Source organism: Novipirellula artificiosorum (assembly GCF_007860135.1).
Lineage (GTDB): Bacteria > Planctomycetota > Planctomycetia > Pirellulales > Pirellulaceae > Novipirellula_A > Novipirellula_A artificiosorum.
Map to the genome: position 1 here is coordinate 105,290 of NZ_SJPV01000008.1, position 21,487 is coordinate 126,776.

At 55.3% G+C, this 21,487-nt stretch carries 14 protein-coding genes; 8 read left to right on the forward strand and 6 right to left on the reverse strand.

Going from position 1 to position 21,487, the window contains the following annotated elements; genetic code table 11:
• Positions 1 to 393: 393 nt before the first annotated feature.
• On the forward strand, positions 394 to 1,182 hold the full coding sequence (locus Poly41_RS20910) for a TVP38/TMEM64 family protein (RefSeq protein ID WP_146528682.1): 789 nt from the start codon (positions 394 to 396) through the stop codon (positions 1,180 to 1,182).
• Positions 1,175 to 2,689: a mercuric reductase gene (locus Poly41_RS20915; RefSeq protein WP_146528683.1), complete on the forward strand. Its 1,515-nt coding sequence runs from the start codon at positions 1,175 to 1,177 to the stop codon at positions 2,687 to 2,689. Before Poly41_RS20910 ends, Poly41_RS20915 begins: the two co-directional genes overlap by 8 nt.
• 92 nt (positions 2,690 to 2,781) lie before the next feature.
• On the opposite strand, the gene Poly41_RS35440 is transcribed toward Poly41_RS20915, so the two are convergent.
• Positions 2,782 to 2,913, reverse strand: coding sequence for a hypothetical protein (locus Poly41_RS35440; RefSeq protein WP_261344905.1), 132 nt, complete (start codon positions 2,911 to 2,913; stop codon positions 2,782 to 2,784).
• A 53-nt stretch (positions 2,914 to 2,966) separates the two neighbouring features.
• On the opposite strand from Poly41_RS35440, the gene Poly41_RS20920 reads away from it, so the two are divergent.
• Together Poly41_RS20920 and arsS are read left to right on the forward strand one after the other, a co-directional pair.
• Positions 2,967 to 4,418 carry an aldehyde dehydrogenase family protein gene (locus tag Poly41_RS20920; protein WP_146528684.1) on the forward strand — a complete coding sequence of 484 codons (1,452 nt, stop codon included), beginning with the start codon at positions 2,967 to 2,969 and terminating at the stop codon, positions 4,416 to 4,418.
• Between the two features lie 225 nt (positions 4,419 to 4,643).
• Complete coding sequence (gene arsS / locus Poly41_RS20925) at positions 4,644 to 5,720, forward strand: arsenosugar biosynthesis radical SAM (seleno)protein ArsS (RefSeq protein WP_146528685.1); 1,077 nt, start codon at positions 4,644 to 4,646, stop codon at positions 5,718 to 5,720.
• A gap of 64 nt (positions 5,721 to 5,784) precedes the next feature.
• On the opposite strand, the gene Poly41_RS20930 is transcribed toward arsS, so the two are convergent.
• The gene (locus Poly41_RS20930) at positions 5,785 to 8,310 is read right to left on the reverse strand and encodes a glycoside hydrolase family 2 protein (RefSeq protein WP_146528686.1); all 2,526 of its coding nucleotides are present in this window, start codon (positions 8,308 to 8,310) and stop codon (positions 5,785 to 5,787) included.
• 84 nt (positions 8,311 to 8,394) lie between these two features.
• The gene (locus Poly41_RS20935; protein ID WP_146528687.1) at positions 8,395 to 8,649 is read right to left on the reverse strand and encodes a hypothetical protein; all 255 of its coding nucleotides are present in this window, start codon (positions 8,647 to 8,649) and stop codon (positions 8,395 to 8,397) included.
• A 174-nt stretch (positions 8,650 to 8,823) separates the two neighbouring features.
• Between Poly41_RS20935 and Poly41_RS20940 the strand changes: the two genes are divergently transcribed.
• The 3 genes from Poly41_RS20940 to Poly41_RS20950 all read left to right on the forward strand — a co-directional run bounded on the left by Poly41_RS20940 (position 8,824) and on the right by Poly41_RS20950 (position 14,827).
• The gene (locus Poly41_RS20940; protein ID WP_146528688.1) at positions 8,824 to 10,551 is read left to right on the forward strand and encodes an ABC transporter substrate-binding protein; all 1,728 of its coding nucleotides are present in this window, start codon (positions 8,824 to 8,826) and stop codon (positions 10,549 to 10,551) included.
• Entirely contained in the window at positions 10,548 to 12,536 is a 1,989-nt protein-coding gene (locus Poly41_RS20945) for a methyl-accepting chemotaxis protein (protein WP_146528689.1), read from the forward strand. The genes Poly41_RS20940 and Poly41_RS20945 overlap by 4 nt, the downstream gene beginning before the upstream one ends.
• 80 nt (positions 12,537 to 12,616) lie before the next feature.
• Entirely contained in the window at positions 12,617 to 14,827 is a 2,211-nt protein-coding gene (locus Poly41_RS20950) for a methyl-accepting chemotaxis protein (RefSeq protein ID WP_146528690.1), read from the forward strand.
• 25 nt (positions 14,828 to 14,852) lie between these two features.
• Here the strand turns inward: Poly41_RS20950 and cheB are convergent, their stop codons facing one another.
• The 3 genes from cheB to Poly41_RS20965 are packed head-to-tail and all read right to left on the reverse strand — an operon-like array spanning position 14,853 to position 21,275.
• Positions 14,853 to 15,929, reverse strand: coding sequence for a chemotaxis-specific protein-glutamate methyltransferase CheB (cheB, locus tag Poly41_RS20955; protein WP_146528691.1), 1,077 nt, complete (start codon positions 15,927 to 15,929; stop codon positions 14,853 to 14,855).
• 9 nt (positions 15,930 to 15,938) lie between these two features.
• A complete protein-coding gene (locus tag Poly41_RS20960) occupies positions 15,939 to 18,851 on the reverse strand; it encodes a hybrid sensor histidine kinase/response regulator (protein WP_146528692.1) in 2,913 nt (970 codons plus the stop codon).
• Positions 18,852 to 18,869: 18 nt separating this feature from the next.
• A complete protein-coding gene (locus tag Poly41_RS20965; protein ID WP_197231491.1) occupies positions 18,870 to 21,275 on the reverse strand; it encodes a methyl-accepting chemotaxis protein in 2,406 nt (801 codons plus the stop codon).
• Between Poly41_RS20965 and Poly41_RS34220 the strand changes: the two genes are divergently transcribed.
• The gene (locus Poly41_RS34220; RefSeq protein WP_197231492.1) at positions 21,268 to 21,471 is read left to right on the forward strand and encodes a hypothetical protein; all 204 of its coding nucleotides are present in this window, start codon (positions 21,268 to 21,270) and stop codon (positions 21,469 to 21,471) included. The genes Poly41_RS20965 and Poly41_RS34220 overlap by 8 nt on opposite strands.
• Positions 21,472 to 21,487 lie beyond the last annotated feature (16 nt).

Here is a 21,487-nt window from a genome sequence, read left to right on the forward strand (position 1 = left end):
TACCCCGTTCCCATCTTATCAGATCGCACTGGCGCCGATCAGGGCAGGTCTTTCGCCCTGGGGAGCTTCACGCCGCGGGCAGTGCAGCAAGCAACTCACGTCAAGTAGGGAACCCGTTTCGCCGTGTGGTTAAGAATGCTGGTGGTCGGGTACCCGCGAAAAATGCGTCGAGCCGTCACCGCATTGTTAGCATTGAGCCAGAATGTAAGCTTCGCTGCTTTGCCGGCTTGGCTGCCTGGATTCGCCGAAGAGGGTGTGGCTTAGTTCGAAGCCAACCTTTGTATCGCAGCGGCTGGTTGTTTCCATCTGGCGTAGCCGACATAGCCTTTTAGCCACTGGTTGAATCCGAGTCACATGGTAGAAAGGAGCGGTATTGAAACCCGAAGGAACAACATGGCAACGGAAATCGAAAGCCCAGCGCAGGGGAATACTTCCAGGAAGACCCAGAAGACGGTTGTTTTCTTGGTCGTTGCGGCCATCGTGGTCATTACGTACACGCAGTTGGGTGACCTGTTGAGCCTTGAAAACCTCGCCAAGCACGAAACCGGGCTCCGTGAATTCCAAGCCGATCACCCGATCCTGGTCTACGGAGTCGCGTTTTTCGTTTACGTCGTCGTGACGGGGCTTTCGCTCCCAGGCGCCGCCGTGTTGACGCTCGTCTACGGTTGGTATTTCGGACTGCTGCGCGGTGTGGTGCTCGTTAGCTTTGCGTCGACCGCGGGAGCAACGGTGGCATTCTTGCTGAGCCGGTTCCTGTTTCGGGATTCGATTCGGAAGCGATTCGGCCAGCGGCTACAGAGTTTCAATGAGGCATTGGAAAGGGAAGGTCCCTTTTTCTTGTTCACCATGCGACTCATCCCGGCGGTTCCGTTCTTTGTCATCAACGCGGTGATGGGATTGACGCCGATCCGAACTCTAACGTTTTGCTGGGTCAGTCAATTGGGGATGCTGGCAGGGACAGCCGTTTACGTCTATGCCGGCTCAAGCGTCCCCGACCTTCAAACGCTTGCGGAGGATGGCATTGGTGCCGTTTTCAGTCCGATCCAACTGGCTCAAATCATCATCGCATTTGCAATCCTTGGCATATTTCCTCTGATCGTCCGTTTGACCATGAAATGCATCAAACGGCCCAGTTCAAGCAAAGGCGTGAAGGCGCAAAGGAAACCAAGTGACCATGAGTGATCTCACCCAACTCCAGCCCTACGACGAATACAATCAACAACTCGAAGCGAACGTCCATCCTCCGCGTTGGAGCAACCCGACGCCATCAGGACGCTACAACTTGGTGATCATTGGGGCGGGTACGGCCGGTTTGGTGACCGCCGCCGGTGCGGCGGGACTCGGTGCGAAGGTCGCCTTGATCGAGCGCAGCTTGATGGGCGGCGATTGCCTCAACGTCGGATGTGTACCCTCGAAGGGAGTCATCAGCGCGGCCCGTGTGGCGGCGACCGTCAAGGTTGCAAGTGCGTTCGGCGTCGATGTACCTGGGGGAGTGAACGTCAATTTCGCTGCTGCCATGGAAAGGATGCGAAAGCTGCGAGCCCGCATCAGCCCAAACGATTCGGCGATGCGGTTCCGCGATCTTGGCATCGATGTCTACTTTGGACAAGGTCGTTTCATCGACTCCAGCACGATGGACGTCGAGGGTACGAAGCTGAACTTCAAGCGAGCCGTTATCGCAACCGGCGCCCGAGCCGCCGCCCCACCGATCGCTGGACTCCAACACGTCGAGTATCTAACCAATGAAAGCGTCTTCTCGCTGACCGAACTGCCGCGACGATTCGGGGTGATCGGTGCGGGCCCCATCGGATGCGAAATGGCACAGGCGTTTGCCCAGCTTGGCTCCGAAGTATTCCTGACCCTGTCCAATCGCGGCATCTTACCTCGCGAAGATCGAGAAGCAGCCGAGATCGTGCGGAAGTCGATGTTGCGTGACGGTGTGAAGCTGCTTTCCTTTGGGCGATCCGTCGAAGTCAAGAGCGAGGAGGGGCTGCGACTTGCGGGCCAACTCAACGGCGAGCGCCACGAGCAAACGATCGACAAATTGTTAGTCGCCGTGGGTCGCGTTCCCAACGTCGAACATCTGAACCTTGAAGGTGTCGGTGTCGAATTCGACAAAGCGGGCGTAAGAGTCAACGATCGAATGCAAACGACCCACCCACGCATCTATGCAGCGGGCGATATTTGTTCGCCTTATCAGTTCACTCACGCTGCGGATTTCATGGCTCGCATCGTCATTCAAAACGCCCTGTTCAAAGGCCGTAAAAAGTCGAGCTCGCTCACGATTCCTTGGACCACCTACACATCCCCAGAGCTGGCCCATGTTGGACTGAACGCTATCGACGCCAAGCAGAAGGGAATCGGCATCGACACGTACGTGCAGCACTTTAGCGACGTGGACCGCGCCATCCTCGAAGGGGAAGACGAAGGATTCGCAAAAGTTCACGTCAAGAAAGGCACGGATCAGATATTGGGAGCCACCATCGTCGCTCGTAACGCTGGCGACATGATCTCGGAAATCACACTGGCCATGACGCACGGACTCGGCCTGTCCAAGATCGGTAGCACCATTCATCCCTATCCGACGCAGGCCGAGGCCATCCGCAGGCTTGGCGATCAATACAGCCGGACCCGGCTCACCCCATGGGTCAAGACGTTGTTCAACAAATGGCTGGCGTGGACCCGCTGATCAAACCGCCGGTTGGAATCTCACCAAGCCGCTGGTGAAGTCGCCGATGCTATGTTGGCCCGCCCCTTTATGAGCGGCAAGACGCTAGCCAGCTAGGGTATCGCATGAGCAAACGAGATCGCATCATGACGCTGAAGCATGGCCAAGGTTTCACGGCAAATGTCGTAACGAGTATCATCGTGATCGGAGCCAGTCGCTTCGGCTTGCTCGCATCGTCGCCCCATGTTCGTTGTGGAGCGTTGTGCAAAATTTTTTGGAAACAGACAGGAGGGTAGGTGTGTCACAAGTACTCAACGCAACGTTCCCGTACTACCTTGCGAACGAGCCGATTGCCGCGAACGCGGAACTCGCGGTCACGGACAAATACACGGGTCAAGTTGCCACGCGCGTTGCGATGGCAGACAGCATGACGATTGATCGAGCGATCGCAGCTGCGGTCGAAGCGGCAACGCCGATGCGCCGGATGCCACCGTATGAACGCCAGGCTGTGTTGAACCACTGTGTGTCGCGTTTCACGGAGCGGTTTGATGAATTGGCCATGTTGCTCTGCATCGAAGCGGGAAAGCCGATCAAGGACAGTCGTGGCGAGGTTGCCCGCTTGATCGACACGTTTCGTATCGCGGCCGAAGAGTCGGTGCGGATCGGCGGTGAAGTCATCAACCTGGAAATCGCTCCTCGCGCCCGAGGCTATCGCGGCATGTTCAAACGGGTGCCGATTGGACCCTGTTCGTTCATCTCTCCATTCAATTTCCCGCTGAACCTGGCGGCTCACAAAATCGCTCCCGCGATCGCTGTCGGTTGCCCGTTTGTTTTGAAGCCTGCCAGTCGCACACCTCTCGGCGCCTTGATCATCGGTGAGGTTCTCGCGGAAACCGACTTACCCAAAGGAGCGTTCTCGATTCTCCCCTGCCACCGTGACGGAGCCGATTTGTTCACAACCGACGATCGGCTGAAGCTGATCAGCTTCACGGGCTCACCAGCAGTCGGTTGGGATTTGAAGGCTCGTGCTGGTAAAAAGAAAGTGGTCTTGGAACTTGGAGGCAATGCGGCCTGTATCGTTGACGCCGACGCGGATTTACAGGACGCAACGGAGCGGCTGATCGTCGGCGCTTTCTATCAATCGGGCCAAAGTTGCATCGGTGTTCAACGTATCTTGGCCCATGAACGCATCTATAGCGAACTGCGTGATCGCCTCGTCGAAGCCACCCGCAAACTGGTGGCCGGCGATCCCAAGGATGAAGCGACCTTCATTGGACCTATGATTTCGGAGACGGAAGCCGCTCGGCTCGCATCGTGGATCACAGCGGCGGTCGATGCGGGTGGGAAACTTCTTTGTGGCGGAAAACGAGACGCCGCCATGCTCGATGCGACACTGCTCGAAGATGTCCCAACCGACCAGGCCGTTTGCAGCCAAGAGGCATTCGGTCCCGTCGCGGTACTCCGTCCATTCAGCAACTTCCAAGATGCGATCAACGAGGCAAACAATAGTGCGTTTGGTTTGCAAGCGGGCCTGTTCACACGAGACCTCTACAAGATGCAATACGCCTGGGACGAGTTGGAAGTTGGCGGAGTGATTGTCGGTGATGTCCCTTCGTGGCGAGTCGATAACATGCCTTACGGCGGCGTCAAAGACAGCGGTCTGGGCCGTGAAGGTGTTCGTTTCGCCATGGACGACATGACGGAAGTCCGCAATCTCGTCATCCGAACTCCGCACAACAACACTCTATGATGTTCGATCACGGTCGCCGGTGATTCCGAACCGAGAAAGTCGTCCATGACGACGACGCGGCCACGCATCTCGTCGTGGCGAGCGAATGGCGGTGTGCGACCCGCCGTATAATCTGTTACAAAAGGATCCCGATACGGGATCGTCCGATCCAATCGAGCTTCGAGCTGGTAGGAAGATAAAAGTGGCGCAGTCCAGCCAATCCCCCTTGAACTGGAATTTTGATCGATGCAGTTGACCTTACTTCGACAGAAAGCGGAATTGGCCAACGCAGCCGTCCAGCGAGAAATCCTGGAGGGTGAGTTCACGCCACGACGGCAACCTTACTTCGACCAGAAACTGCGTGACAGCGGGCTTGATCCGTTGCGGGCGACCGGTATCGAGGTATTGCAAATCAACGTTGGGAAAGTGTGCAACCAGACTTGCACGCACTGTCACGTTGATGCTGGGCCGGACCGCCGTGAGGCCATGTCGCGTGAAACGGCCGAAGCCGTCATCGACGTGCTCGCAGCCACCGACATTTCGACACTCGACATCACTGGCGGTGCGCCGGAAATGAACCCGAATTTTCGTTGGCTGGTCGAGCAGGCCGCGCGGCTGGGTCGCCGTGTGATCGACCGCTGTAACTTAACCATTTTGATGGCAAAGGGTTTCAAAGACTTGCCTGAATTTCTTGCGGAACATGGCGTCGAAGTCGTCGCCTCGCTGCCATGCTACCTAGAAGAAAACTGTGATCTGCAGCGTGGAAACGGTGTTTTTCGACGGTCCATCGACGCCTTGCGGCGTCTCAACACGCTCGGTTACGGCCTTCCCGGATCGGGACGCAAATTGTCGCTGGTTTATAACCCGATCGGCAGGACGCTGCCGCCACAGCAAGACGAGTTGGAAGCGACGTATCGTCGCGAGTTGAAGTCGCGTTACGAGATCGTATTCTCGGAATTGCACACGATCACGAATCTACCCATCAGCCGATTTCTGGATGACCTGTTGCGGGCAAACAAGCTTGAGGAGTACTTGCAGACGCTGATCGACAACTTTAATCCGCTGACCGTCGAAGGTGTGATGTGTCGTACGATGTTGTCCGTTGATTGGCAAGGCCGGCTATTCGATTGTGACTTCAACCAAATGCTGAACATCGGGCTGGAGCAGGGGATGCCCCAATCGATTCACGATTTTGACGCGGCGTTGCTTTCCACGCGGGCCATCATGTCTGGCCGCCACTGTTTCGGTTGTACTGCTGGCAGTGGATCGAGCTGCCAAGGTGCCGTCGTAAACGTCAAGCCGAAGGCGTCCGCAGATCACTGAGTCGTTGGCCATCGTCCTCAGACGGTTGGGCCGAGCGAGGCCCTCGGGTGTGCTTTTCTTTTTGTCACTCGGGTGCAGACAGGTCGGCACGTGGCATCTGAGTCTGACTTTGCCAATCGTTGTCGTTCTGCTGGATCATGTCGGGGAAGTAGCGGTAATAGTTGCCGTACGTAAACACATTGTTGCTGCTACTCTTTTCCTGGCCCATCGCCTTCATCCGATTTCTGGCTTCGGCCTGATCACCAATCAGCAGCATGTATTGGTTCTGCGAGAGGCTCTCACCTTCACGATCCAACAGCGAGAGTTGGATGTGGAATTGTGTTTCCACTTGCCCGGCAATCTTCCAATGGATTTCCGTCAACTCGCTCGAGCTGTCCTTGCGAATGTGCGCGACCTCCATGCTCTGTTCGTGCAATCGCGTGCTGTTTTCATCCAACACCTCTAACTTGATCTTGCAGTCATTGTATTCCTGGTACGTGTCATTCACGATCCATACTTTGCCAATGAAGGTTTCGTCCTGCTTCCATCGGCGACGATCAAATTGCAGGTTCACAAGCAACGGTTGATAACCTCGCTGCACATAGCGGTAAGAACGTTTGGGCTGTTGATAGTTGTCGACAATCGCCCATTTCATATCGGGCCAATAGGTAATGAAGTGGCAAAGGGCGATGCCGCTGCAACGTGGTTTCGCTCTGCGAAAGTGTTCCACGGACAGCTGGAAAATGGTCCCCTGCGCGTCCTGCGTTGCAGCGACGAATTCTTCCAAGGAACCTGTCCGTTGGTCCCCGAACGTATCAAAGTTCTGCATCCGGAGCCGATGGAAATCGGCCCAATGATGCCCCCAACTGGGGCCGGGCGGCCAGAGTTCGTCCTCGGGAATGAACTTCTTGAGACTCTCAACCGACGGCACCGAGGTGATGGCAAGTTCCGGGACAATCGGAAAATCCAGGCTGCTGTACCAATCCTCCATCAACCACTTTCCCATCGAATAGAAATAGGAAAGAGCATGGACGGCCTCTTTCGGCTTATAACCTACGCTCTGAGCGATCGGGCACGTGAGCGGTGAATCGGGAACGTAGGGGAGGTCCACGTGTTGTTGCAAGCGACGTCCGAGTTCTTCCAGAAATCGTTTTGTGAATTGCGGATCGGACGCGCGTAAGAAGGCCTCTTCGCCACCTTCGATCAGAATCAAACTGGGATGATTGCGACGTTCCTTGATCGTCGCTTCGGCCTCGGCATAGATGCGTTCGACAAAGGCCTTCTCTTGCGAAATGTTGGCGGTCCCCAGCGGAATCACGTCTTGCCAGACGGTCAGTCCTACCTCGTCACAGTATTGATAGAATTCGGGGATTTCCGGCGGGTGCCAACCAAAGATACGGATGTTGTTCATGTTGGCGGCCTTGGCCAAGTCGATCAGCGTCTTGTATTCCTTGGGCGACGTGCGTCCGACAAAAATATCAGGTGGTCCACCCCAGCAAGCCGATCGAATGAAGTGATTCTTGCCGTTGAGCTTGACGGTTCGCGGGTAGCTGACTTCGTCCCTGGTGAAACCAGGATTCCAGTCCATCTTGATTTGGCGAATACCGAACGTCGTTTTCGACCGGTCGTGGACCTCGTCACCTTCTTCGACACGCAGTTTTGCTGTGTACAGGTTGGGTTTCCCCAAATCCCAAGGCCACCAGAGTTCAGGCTGGTCAATAGGAATCGAGGTCTTCAAAGTCTGCAGCCCCGGTTCGACGCTGGCCTGGATCTTGCCCGTGTGTTGGGGACCAGAGAAATTCTGGCCTTGCAGTGTGATCGGTAGGGAAACATCACAATTCCGGTCACTATGATTTTCCAACGTCACTTCAACCTCAACATCGGCTGAGCCGTCTGCGTTAAGCTTCGATTTGACATAGAGGTCGTCGACACGAACCTTCCCCGTCGCAACCAATCGCACGGGACGCCATATCCCAAACGGCACCAAGTCTCGCCAGTAATCACCGAACCACGGCGTCTTTAGCCCTGCCACTTTGTGATTGACCTGAGGAGGTGGATCCAGCTTGACCATCAGCATGTTACGGCCCTTGTGCCAGTCTTTGTCGGCATCAATCAGGTGGCTGACGTCAAAGGAGAATGGCGAGAACATCCCTTCGTGGCGTCCCAGGGCATGACCGTTGAGCCAGACTTCACAGCCGTAATCCACGCCGTCGAATTCCAGTCGCACAACCTTGCCGGACAGATCTTCGCTGACGTTGAATTGCAACGAGTACCACCATTCGTCGTACATCACCCACTGGGCCTTGACGCTATTGCGGCCAAAGTAGGGATCGTCCAGAGCGCCGGCCTTCCAAAGGTCCGTGTAAACATCGCCCGGGACTCGCGCTGGCATCCAAACCAATGTTTCAATGTCCGCTTGGGGCAATTCGTGTAGTCCCTCGCGGATCCCCTGACCGGGACGCATGCGTTTGAGCTTCCAACGATATCCGCTCAGATCCTGAACCAGCTGACCTTCACTCTTGACTTGATCCCCCGCTCCGGGCTGTGCCAGAGCCGAGTTGGAACTCGCAAACGAAGCGAGCACGATCCAACAGCAAAGATTTCTTCCCATGATATTCTCTCTCATTCCTGCCAAGTTCATTTCTTCAGCAGTCCTCGATGCGACGTCAACGCCTCTGCTAGTCAATCAGTCCAGTCAATCAGTATAGGTTGTCGTGCTCGACAAAGGCATCGTCCAGGCCATCCCGAGTGATTCACGCTCGACCATCTGCGGCAGAGAGTTCATCTTGCCGCTTCTCGCCCAACAAGCCAAGGGAAATCCTCCGAGAAAGCGAAATCGTCGTGAAGTCTGCCCCGCGTGCGTTTCAGTCGGTTGAACCGATTCTATCGCCATCCGCTTGCGAACGGTGCCTTTCGCCGAGGGAAAGTTACCATCGAGTGCGTTTTTCATGTGAGAATCATGAGCATCCGATCGAATGCCGTTTTTATCCAAATCCATGTATTGTCTACGGCATGCGAGTAAAATGGAGGCATCATTCCGTAACACCGATTCTGTGGCGATACCGGATCTGTGGTGCAAATGCTGGGTTCACTACACGCTTGGTGAATAGCGAGACTCACAATCATGTCCTTCCACTCTGTCCTCCACTCGACCGCGATTCGTCTGCTTGGCGTTTGCCTGTTGTCGGTCTTCGCAGCCAGGCTGGACGCACAAGAGAACCCGCAGCGAATTGAACCGATCAAGTTGAAGCCGGACGACGCTCCTCGACGCGGGCTTTCGAAAGTGGTCGCGGGTTCTCACGTCAAGGTATTTATCCCCAGCTTGCCCTATCTGTACACGTCGCATTCGATCAACGGTGCCCTGATCAAACCCTCGGACCATGATCAGGGTTGGGAGTATGACATGGCGGTTTCTCATCAGCAAATTGATGAGACGACCTATGAGTTCAAACTGCGGCAAGGCGTCAAGTTTCAAGATGGATCGCCTTTCAACGCAGACGCCGTCGTCATGAACATGGATGCCTTCAAGGAACAACCGGTGACGTACAGCAAGATCAATCAAGTGTTTGACTTCGCCGAAAAGATCGATGACGAAACCGTTCGGTTTCATTTGACGGAAAAGTACGGCTGTTTCATGAACGATCTGATTTGGATGCAGTTCTACACGAAAGAGTATCTCGATTTGAACGGCGGTTGGAACGGAAAGGCCAGTTGCCCGAATCTGTCGCGGGCTGGTCCTTACGGTTTGGGCCCCTATGAGTTGACCGAGGGATATATCGAAGGCGATCGACATAGCCCCAAGGCCGTCTTGAAAGCGAATCCCTACTACTGGGACCCAAGTTATCCGAAGGTTGAGACGATCACGGTTTACACTCAGTTGGATACGCTGCGTGCGAAGAATGCCGCATTGTATGAAGAAGGAATGGTCGACATTGCGTCAATCCCGCCTGAACATAAAGTGGAGACGATTCTTTCGCCTCATGCCAAGCTTGTGGTGTCGCCGTCTAACGACAACATCGCGATCCACATCAACATGATCAACGGTAATCCGCGTCTCCGCGAGACGGCTGTCCGGCGTGCCTTGAACGAGGCCCTCCACCAACAGAATTTGCTGGTCTTTGCTTTTGAACGCGAGGGCGTGTTGTCGCCCACGCTGGCGTCGCCCCACTTCCCCGGCGTTCGGGAAGTCGCTGAGAAACTTCGTCCCTACTCTGAAGTCGAATCCCCCTACTCCCAGCGGAAGAGGGCGGAACTGCAACGCATCCTGCAGGGCTTACGTTTGAAGGTACTCACGCAGGATCGTTTTCTGTCGATGTGGCGAGGCATCGAAACACAGCTCGGATACGTTGGGGTGACACTGGATGTCAAAGTCGTTTTGAGCGAGAAGGAAATCTTCGAACCTCTTTTGTCGACCAATGCCGGCCAAAACGAGGAGCAATGGGATTTGCTTGTTTGGGGAAACGATGATTGGTTTTTTAATCATCCGTTCACCGCATTCTTTGTTTACCGGACCCACAATGTTTGGAGCACGGTTTACCCCGATTCGATCATGGACGAGTACATTGAAGAGATGTTTCGCGCCAGCGTCGGCACTCCGGAGTTCGTTGACATTTCACGAAAGATCATGCGCCGCGCCTACGACGAGGCCTACATGTTGTTCGTGCCCACACCGCACAAGGTCTTTGCGGTAAATAAAGAAGTGGTATTTCGGCCCTATAAGATGGCTTGTTTTCCGTTGTGGAAGGTCCAAGTCACTCCGGATCATTGGTCGCTACGCAAGGGAACCATGGACGAGTCCATGAAACAGCCGGTCCAAATTACCCGGATTCAAGTCAAAGAAGGTGGATCGTGAGAAAACGGGCTTTGTTATTGAAGTTGCTGTTGTTGGTCTGCATCCCGGTCATCACGCTCATTGGGATGGGAATCTACGGGATGCTGATCACGCGATCTACCTTTTCGGATGCAGAAAATGTGCAGCGTGCAACGCTGGATATTTCGGGCCCCTTCAACCAACTCCGTCAACTTAGCTTGTTGATGGTGATCGCGCCCAACGAGGAACTACAGTTCGATTTCGATCAGCAGCAACAGACGGTCACCGCTCAGCTTGATGAAACCATCGATCTTTGGTCATCCGATTCTGGAAGCCTGCAAGGGAAAACGGCCTTTAAGGATTTGGCTGCAAGTTGGCAAGAGTATGTGCGGCTGAAGGATTTTACGGTTGAGAAAGTGAGAGAGGACTATCGCGAGGAAGCTTTCATCAACGCCATTGAAGCGGAGCAACAGCAGTTCGTCGACGTCGGTACGAAACTCAAAGCATGGACCGATGCAAAGATTCGCGATACCCGACAACGGTACGTTTCAGCGTTGTGGGTTTACGGTGCGATCGTTGCGTTGGTCACGCTTTGTGTTGCCTTGATTGGCATGGTGACGGCACGGCGGATTTTTCGTCCGATCGAGGCGTTAAAAAACACGGCCACACGCATCGCTCAGCAGGCCGAGTCGGGGGCTGACACGGAAGCCATGCAATCGCAAATCGACGTCACTTCTCAAGATGAATTGGGACAACTGGCTTCCGCACTGAGCCAAATGGTCGAGACACTGCGAACGGCGTTGCAAAATATTTCCCTCGAGCAGAGTCAAACCGAAGCCATTCTCAACTCGACGGCCGACGGCATCATCACCATCGGCCCAGGGGGGAATGTTCATGGATTCAATGCCGCTGCGGAACGTTTGTTGGGTTATGGACGCCAGGAAACAATCGGCCGAAGCATTTCGCAACTGCTGCCGGAATTGGATCGTCGACGTGGTGATGATTTCTCAAACGGGCACTATGGGGGCGAGCGAGAAGTGGCGGCGGTGACCAAAGGGGGTGAGCGAGTCCCGATCGCATTGCGCGTCAGCCGAATGGAAGACCAGGGTGAGCGGCTCACGATCGCGACGCTCCAAGACATCACTCAGCGAAAACAGGCCGAAGCGGATCGGCTTCGGATTTCGGGTGCCATCCGAAATGCAGTCAATCGACTTTCCGAGGCTAGCCGTCACATCTTGTCCTCCACCGAAAGCCAACTCTCGGATACACAACAACAAGCCGCAGCGGTCACGCAAACACTGACATCGATGGCCGAGGTCGCGATGACCTCGGAACAGGCGGCCGAACGGGCCGATGCGGTCGCCGAGTCGGCGCGTCGCTCAGACGAAGTGGGGCGGGCAGGACGCGAAGCGATCGAGAATTCGATTCAGGCGATGGGGCTTCTGCAACAAGAAGTCGAATCAATCGCCGAGACCATTCTGTCGTTGGCAGAACAGGCTCAAGCCATCGGTGAGATCACCGCGACGGTCAACGACATCGCGGAACAAACCAACGTGCTGGCGCTCAACGCCGCCGTCGAGGCGTCGCGTGCCGGTGAGCACGGCCGAGGCTTCGCGGTGGTCGCTAGCGAGGTCAAGTCGCTTGCTGGCGAGGCGAAAAAAGCCACCGCACAGGTTCGACACATTTTGGGTGAGATTCAAATGGCGACCAATAACTCGGTACTTGCCACCGAACGGGGGACCGGGGCGGTGACGGAATCGAGTCAGGTGATAAAGCAAGCGGGTGAAACGATCGCGTCACTGAACAAGACGCTGACCGATTCCGCACGGAACGCAACACAAATCTCGGCATCCGCCCGCCAGCAAATGATCGGCATTCAACAGCTCAACGAGAGCATGAAGGATATCGAAGACGTCGCCTCACGAAATGTCACTTCGATCGAACAAATCGAACAGGCGGCGAAGAACTTAAGAGAACTCAGTGACGAACTGGAATCATTGACGGCTCAGCATGCTCCCGATGCCTAGCCCCATGGCGTGAGATGCCGCCAGACAGAACCCATTTTGCGTGATCGCAGTGTCTTGATCGATTATACTCGTTTATAGCAGTGAACCACCAGCCCGAGATCAACGTGCGCATCGTCTACAAACTACTGCTAGCGACTGCTCTACCGGCAGCCCTTATCTGGCTGGTTGGAATCTATGCAACGAGTGTCAGCCAGGCTAGTTTGCACGATGCGATCGAAGCGAATTCCGTCACGCGCGCACGTGAGGTCATGAATGAGATTGATTGGATCATTCAGACCCGGGCCACCAACTGGCAGGCGTATTTGAGGTCCGAGCTCGTTCGCAGAACACTGTTGGAATCGAATGAAGAGTTCGCTGCCCAGCCTGATCCGCAAGCAGTGATCGATCAGCGGGATCAAGCGTGGCAATCGACGCCTGACGGTGTCGAAACCAGCCTGATGCAGCAGTTGTTGAACAACGACTTGGCGCGGGATCTACGAAACCGACTGATCGATCTTGATCAATCTGCGGGCTATCCGGTTTTCGGCGAGGTCTTCCTGACGAACCGTTTCGGCGCCAATGTTGCTCAGACCAGCCGGACATCGGACTATCAACAGGACGACGAACTATGGTGGCAACAAACCGCCGACGAAGGGGTCTTTATCGGTGATGCCGCCTATGATAACAGTGCCGGTCAGTATTCGATTGATCTCTGTTTGCGATCGGTAGACGATGAAGGCAAACTGATGGGTATCTTGAAGGCGGTGATGAACATTCGCGAAGTGGTGGACATCGTCGACGACACGGAACATCGCAGTCAGACTGATAGTCAGTTGATCTTGTTTAATCGTCAACATGCCATCATCCGCAGTTCTAACGTGTCGACACCAGAAATAGAGGACGGTTCTGCGTATTTTTCGGGTGTTACGCTGGCCCCTGACACGACCGAGTTCACGACCAGCTTGATGGATCCGGACACGGGGGAAGAACTGCTCTGCGCCTTCGCGATCTCACGCGGCCACGGCGACCTTGGCGGGATTGGTTGGACGGTGTTGGAAGCGAGAAAGCACTCGGCGGTCTTCGCACCCGTCGTTCAATTGCGGAGACGGATCATTTGGCTCGCGATCCTTGCAACCCTCATTGTGGCAGCCACGGGCTGGTGGATTGCTCGTTCGATAACGCGACCGATCGGCAAAGTGCTCGAGGGTACCACTCGGATTGGGCAAGGCGATTTTGATCACCGCATGGCAGTCAAAAGCAACAATGAAATAGGAAAGTTGGCTTCGGCTTTCAATCAGATGACGAACAATTTGCAGCAGAAGATGCAGCACCTCAAGGAACAGGAAGACGTGTTGCGTGTTCAGAATCTAACCCTTCTGTCACAGAGCAAAACGCTCGCGTCTCAGGAAGAAATGCTCGCTGCCCAAAAAGAGAGAGACAGGTTGTTTCATGCTGTGGGTGACGCCGTACGTCGATTGAATGCGGCCAGTGATGACATTCTGGAAACAACCTCAAACCAAGCGAGAGGGTCGCAAGAACAAGTTGCTGCGGTTTCGCAAACCGCTGGAACCGTCTATGAAGTCGCACAGATTGCCCATCAGACTTCGGAGCGGGCCAACCAAATGGTCATCGAAGCGAGTCAAGCCGAAGCGGCGGCCCAAGAGGGTCGCGACGCAATGTCAAAATCGATCCATGCGATCCAATCGGTCCGTACGCAAAGTGAGTTGACTGCCCAGACGATTCTGTCGCTCGCGGAGCGGGCACAAGCAATTGGTGAGATGACCGCGACCGTCAATGACATCGCCGAACAGACGAATGTATTGGCACTAAACGCAGCTGTCGAAGCTTCACGAGCCGGCGAACTCGGCCAAGGATTCGCGGTTGTTGCCAGAGCCGTCAAGGAACTAGCGGGCCAGTCGAAAGAAGCGACCGGACAAGTCCGCAGGATTCTCTCGGAAATCCTGAAAGCAACTGGAGAGGCTGTCGCGTCGACCGAAAAAGGCACGATCGCTGCCGGTGAAGCTGGCAATATCGCTGCAGAGACCGGCCATTTGGTCAATCGCTTGCTGACAACGATTTCAGATTCGGCACGCAGCGCGACGAAAATTTCGGAATCGGCAAGCGAGCAAGCATCCGGTGCGATCCAATGGAAGGAAGCGATGTCAAGCATCGAGTCGGTAGCGGTAGACAACGCGAAAGCGCTGGAACAAATTGAACAGGCCGCGATGGATTTGAGCAACTTGAGTGCCGAATTGGCAAAGCTCACCGCAAATACAACGATGCTGATCGACCAGGATACCCGCAAACTTTAGCATCTCATTGTGGTTCGATGCGGAATCACGAGGCATTCACCTTCGCGATTTGAAGGAGATGCGTGGCGATATCATCGAGTGGAAGCACCCGGTTGATGACGGTTTGCTCAATCGCTGCCTTGGGCATCCCGAAAACCACGCAGCTGGATTCGTCTTGGGCGATTGTGTACCCACCGAAATGATGGATGCGTTTTAGGCCAAGCACGCCGTCGCTTCCCATGCCCGTCATGATGATACCGATAGCGTTCTCTCGATACGTTTCAGCAACCGAGGCGAAGAGGTGAGTTCCGGCAGGCCGGAAACCGTCCATCGGCGGAGAGTCCGACAGACAAACTCGTTTTGCGCGTGACACGCCTAGATGATGGCCATGCGGAGCGATGTAAACCGTGGAGGGCATTAGGCTTTCGTGGTCCAAAGCGACTTTTACATGGAGCGGAATCACACCATCAAGCCAGCGAGCGAACCCCTCAATGAAACTCGGGACGATGTGCTGGACAAGCAGAATGGGAATCGGAAAATCCACCGGCAGCTCCCCAAGCACTTTAGCCAGCGCCGGTGGCCCGCCGGTTGAAGCGACGATCGCGATCACCTTCGAACGTAACGATGGGTCGTCAAGGGGAAGAGCTCTGATTGTCGATTGCTCGCTGGCCCGCTGGGAGGTGGCCTTTGGCGATGTGACCCCGCGGCGATGATGTCGAATCACTGCAACTTCTGCCATCGCCTTTACGGTGTCGGCGATCTCCTTTGCCAAAACATCAAAATGGGGGTGCAGAGGTCCGAGCGGCTTCTCCAACACCGTCAACGCGCCGGCGCGAAGTGCCAACATCGTTGTTTCAACTTCTCGAGCGCGAGCGCTTGCCGAGATGATGACAATCGGCGTTGGAACGTCGATCATGATTTCTTTCGTTGCGTCCAATCCATTCATGTCCGCCATGTTGATGTCCATCGTGATCACATCCGGACGCAACAACTTGGTCTTCGCAACCGCTTCCCGTCCGTCTACAGCAAACCCCACGACCCGGATTTCAGGGTCCGAGGTAAGAATCGCATCCAGAGTCTGTCTCGCCGTTGGCGAGTCATCGACGATCAATACATTTGGCATCCGTCACACTTAAACAAGTTGTTCCAATGTTTCAAGTAGAACCTTCTGGTCAAATGACCCCTTAACAATGTATGCGTTTGCACCCACCGCGATGCCTCGCTCCTTATCTTGATCGGACCCTCGGGCGGAAACCAGGACGACCGGCAACTCGGCCGTTGCCTCTACGGCTCGCAGTCTTTCTGTGAGTTCGAAACCGCTCGCACGCGGCATATCGACATCGCTAACGACTGCATCAAAAGTGTGCTCTTGGGCTATCTCCCAAGCTTCCTGACCGTCCGCAGCCATCATCACGATGTATCCGGCCGTTTCGAGGATGTTCTTTAGCAATAACCGTGTTGTCATCGAATCATCCGCAAGCAAGAGCTGTCTGCGAATGCGTTTGGGTGGTGCTGTGGGTACGATTTGCGAATGATGCGTTTGAAGCCCCAAGGCGGCGCGAACTAAGTTCGCTGCATTGATCACCAGAGCGATTCTACCGTTGGGAAGTAACGTGCATCCGGAAAAATAGCGGAGACGCCGGATTCGAGGACCGGGGTTCTTGACCAGAACCTCGCTCTCGGACATCACGTCGTCAACCGCGATGGCGACCCGCTGTTCACCTGCAGCCATCACAACGGCAAGCCTTTTGTCGGAGAGGTGGCTTTCGGACTCTCTCCCTTGTAAGCCCAGGATCGTCTCGAGTGCAACCAAACGGGTGGGGGATTCTCGAAGGATCAGCGTGTCACAGCCCGCTGATGATTTTAAATCCGAGCCTTCGAATCGAACCAATCGGCCAACGGAGGTTGTTGGAATTGCGTAAGTCTGATCGGCAACTCGAACCATCATGCAGCGGATGGTTGTCAAAGTCAGCGGCACCATCAGTGTGAAACGGGTTCCCAAACCCACTTCAAAGGAGACATCCACGTCGCCATGCAATGATTCCACCTGGCTATGGACAACATCAAGCCCAACCCCACGACCCGAAATGTCGGTAATCACCTTCGCGGTGGAGAAGCCCGGCGCAAACACCAACCTCGCCTGCTCGCGTGGGTCTTCGGGCACCTCGATCGCTCGCTTGCGTGCGACCGAGCAGATGCGTCCAAGGTCAAGCCCTGCCCCGTCATCCTGCACACGGACTTCGACTTGGCCGCCACGGAGCGATGCGGCAACCGTGATCGTTGCCTCCTTGGGTTTGCCAGCGGCAGCACGAACCTCGGACGCTTCGATACCGTGGTCGACCGCGTTCCGCACCAGATGCATCAATGGATCTTTCAGCCCTTCTAGCACCGATCGGTCGACTTCAACATCGGCGCCCTCAATTCGCAACGTCACCTGCTTGTTGCTTGATTTTGCAATGTCGCGAACGGCCCTCTCGAGACCGCCGCAGGCGTCGAGAAACGGCAACATGCGGACATGGTAGATCTCATCGTCCAACAAACCGCAGGTTTGCCCGAGCAAACGATTGTCCGCTTCCATCGCACTGGCAAGCTGGTCGACCTTGGTAGCAATCTCTGCGAGTCGAATCCCAAACTGTTCGGTGCGCGGCGACGCAGAACCCGCACCATGCAGCCGATGAGCGACTGCAGCATCGCGATCCTTGTTGGTAGATTGGAAATCGAACGCTTGACGCTGTGATCGGTCGCCGCTACGAGCGGGCTTTTTTCGTTGCGATGCCCTCCAAAACGACTTCAGGTCCGACATCATGTCACGCAGGTCGCTAGCGTCCTTGGCACGCATGTTTAGTCGCCCTCGAGCCACCAGCAATTCGCCATTGTGAGCCAGTAAGGCATCCAGCTTTTGAGCAGGGACTCTTATCGAGGCCACTTTTTCCGTCGGGTGTGATTTCGAATGCGACGGAACTGACCGCTTCGGCGTGGCCGCAACGTTGGTACCGGCTGGCACCTGCTTCTCCGGTTGCTTTCGATGCCGAGGCTCATCGCCCCCATGGTTTGCGAGGTTTGCCACAGGCGGCTCGACAGGCTTGTTGGGTCGTCCTGTCGATCCTTTGAGAGACCGGTCATCGGCGGGCAAATCCGCTGCTGCTTGGTTAGAGAGTGGCTGGTCCCAGTTGGACAAAACCACTTGGATTGGAGACGATTCCATACTCTCACCCCGACTCAGTCGATCGCCAGCATCGGAGATCGCATCGGTCACGACGAGAATCCGTGAGACCAGATCGGCATCAGCGACCGTTTTGCCATCGCGAACCTCCGACAACAGATCCTCCAAACGATGGCAGACTTCCTGGACTTCACCTAACTTCACCGCTCCGGCCGCCCCTTTCAAACTGTGCGTGACGCGAAACATTTCGGTTAACGCATCGGTGCTTGCTTCGGGCGACTCTGCTTTCTCCATCGCGAGTGCTTTCTCCGAGAGCGTTGTCACGTGCTCGCCTAATTCCTCAATAAACACAGGTAACAGCAAATCCAACATCGACTCTTCGCGGTTGCCAGCGGTTGAACTCGGGGGGACATCGAGCGGATTGGAGTCATCCTTATTCGCGTTCGGCGGACCGTCTGTCAGCACATGCTCGTTCATCGCGTCACTCGCAAGACGCTTTAAATCGGGGATCAGATCGTTCAGTCGCACTTCGTCAATTGGCTCGCCCAAACGCAATTGTGATCCAATCTCTTCAAACGCATCCATGGTCGCGAAAACCGTTGAAATCGCATCTTCGCTTGGCATGGATTGTTGTTCGCGGCAGCTTCCAAATATTTCCTCCAATAGGTGGCATGCGTTCCGGATGGGTTCGACGTTGGCCATTCCTGAAACGCCCTTCAATGTGTGAATCACACGGAAGATGTTGGTCATCGCCTCGGCTTGTTGGCCTGGATCCGGTCGCTTCTCTAAGCGGAGTAACTCACGGGTGATGTTGCTGATGTGCTCATGGAGTTCCTCGATGTAGGTCGCCATCAAGCATTCCGCGATTTTTTGTTTGTCCATGATGTTGATGCTCGCTAACTACGGGTGAACTTCCGTCAATGACGCGAGTTCGTTGCTCAGACCACTCAGGTTCTGAGCGGCTTGTTCGATCTGCACCAGCGCTTCCACACTACGCTGGGAAACCGAATCGATGTTACGAATTCCCTCGTTCAGTTGGCCGACACCCGCAGCTTGTTGGTTCGCCGACGCCGATATTTGAGATGCCATTTTCGCGGACTTCGCGAGCGTCTCGGAGAGTGCGTTGATTGTGTCTCCCGCTTTCGTGATGACGTCACCGGCATCGCCCACGGTTCGCGTGCCATGTTCCGTGGAAAGCACGGCCGCATTGGTTGCTTGTTGAATCTCACCCAGGATGGTTCGCACCTGTGCAGTCGCGCGCTTGGATTGTTCGGCAAGCGATTTGACTTCCGCTGCAACGACGGCGAATCCTTTTCCGTGCTCCCCTGCCCGCGAGGCCTCAACGGCTGCGTTGAGCGCCAACACATTTGTCTGTTCGGCGATGTCATTGACGGTTGCCGTGATTTCACCGATCGCTTGAGCACGGTCGGCCAACGACAGCATGTTTTCTGCAATCGATTCAACCTGATTCTTGACATCGTTCATCGCGGCGATGGAATCCTCAATCGCTTGCAGCCCGTTGCTACCCACGTCTTGGGCATGCTTGGCCGCCTGTGCGACTTCGCTGGCACGCTGCGCCGCCTGTGCTGCGGTCTGCGCAATTTCTTCCGCTGTTGCGACGACTTCAGCAACCGTCGCAGCTTGCTCTTGCGAGCCGGTTGCCTGCTCACTGGTTGTCGCAAGTATTTGTTGACTCGCGCTGGCCAGTCGCTGGACGGCCCCGCGAACTGCACTGGATAACTGATTGCGTTCCAATTCGTTTTGCTTCCGTTCGGAAACGTCTTGTAGCGTCGCGATGTAAAGCTGCTCGCCAGCGTAGTTGATCTCGGCGACCCGGAGTGCGATTGGGATCTTCAATCCATCGCGATGCAGGCCCGTCACGTGGGATTCCGAACCAAGGCTGCGAACCTCACCGGCCACCAATTTGCGTGATTCACATGTTGCTCGGTTGTCAAAAATCTGTGGGCTAAGAATCGATGAATTTTGTCCGATCAATTGAGATGCCGTGTATCCAAAAAGACTGGTCGTAGAAGCATTGGCCGACAGCAGTGTACCTTCGCGATTGATGGTCACGATCGCATCGGCCGTCGAGTCCATAATCGCATTGGTCCGGGCCTGCTTGTCCTCTGCGTCGGTAACGGCGTTTCTTAGTTTTTCCGCCATCAAACGGAACGAGGCGTCAAGCTGTCCGACCTCGCCAATTCCTCGAATCGGAGGAATATCCGCCGCCAGCTCTCCCCCAGCAATCTTATCTGCGGCTCGCGAGAGCGTGCCCAGAGATGCGGTCAGCACGCCCGCCGCAAAGTAGCCCACCAACAAGACGCCCAACAGTACCGACAGTCCAAACCATAGAAAGTAACGGCGAAAATCGGCAACGCTGGCCAACGCCTGCTCCGCAGGCTCGCTGGCCGTCACAACCCAGAATCGCGAAGGGTCAGCGGTTTCGAGTTGAAGCCGCTGAAAGGTTCCCAACACTGCCACGCCGTCGGGTTGTGAATTCCCAGGAATAGACTCTGCATAAGAATCGACTTCCGCTCCACGTTTGTCACGCAAGATCGCAGCTCGCACGGGATGTCGTTTATCAAATCGATCGTTGCTGAACGGTTTTGCGCTGGAAAGATCACTGCAATACACGAACTGCATGGTATCGTCGATGACCTCAATCGCATGGGGCGACGCCGCACGGCCGGCTCGATTGGTCTTGCTTGCGGCTGCAAACACTTTGGCGGCATCGACCACGATGACGAAGATTCCTCGAACTGCCGCAGGGTTTTCGCTTGACGCTTCCGAAAAGAAAGGGGCACAAATTCGGAACAAGGTGTTTCCATCACGAGTTCGCTCCACAGGCGTGACATGAAATTCGCCCTGATCAAGTTTGAGCCCGCGGCGGAAGTATTGCTCACCAGCGATCGCCGCCAAGTTCTCGGTATCCACATCGTACCCCGTCCCTCGGGCTCGGATACGAAGCACGCCGAGTCCGGCACGATCAAAAACGTCGCACTCGATACGTTCAGGGTTGCGTTCCATTTGCGCCGACACGATTGTGGCGAGCCTTTGAATCCAATCCTCGGTTGTCGACCCCTTTTCAACCGGGTCCGTTCCTGGATCCTGAGCATTGTCCCAACATCGAATCATACCTGGCAGCGGAGGGAATCTCGGAATCAGGACGGCGTCCGCGGCCGTGTCGATCAAGACCGAATCAAGGGCTCCTGCAATTTGATGGGTATGCGACATCATTTGGTCGAGAGTCATTTGCGTCACAATCTCGCGATTTCGCTGATACGCAAACGAGCCAATCATGGACATGGCAACGACAATCGCGATTCCAAGTAAAACGCAAATTTGCCAACGCAATGAACACCTGCGAATTCCATCCATCAAAACCATGTTGTTGCCTCACGTAAAACTGCGTGGTCGCAAGGGAGCAAGCGACCGGTCGGAACATCAAGGTCATGCAAAGGAAAGTGACGAACCCAAAGCGGATACAGGAATTGTTCGCTGATCGCGAATCGTGGGCC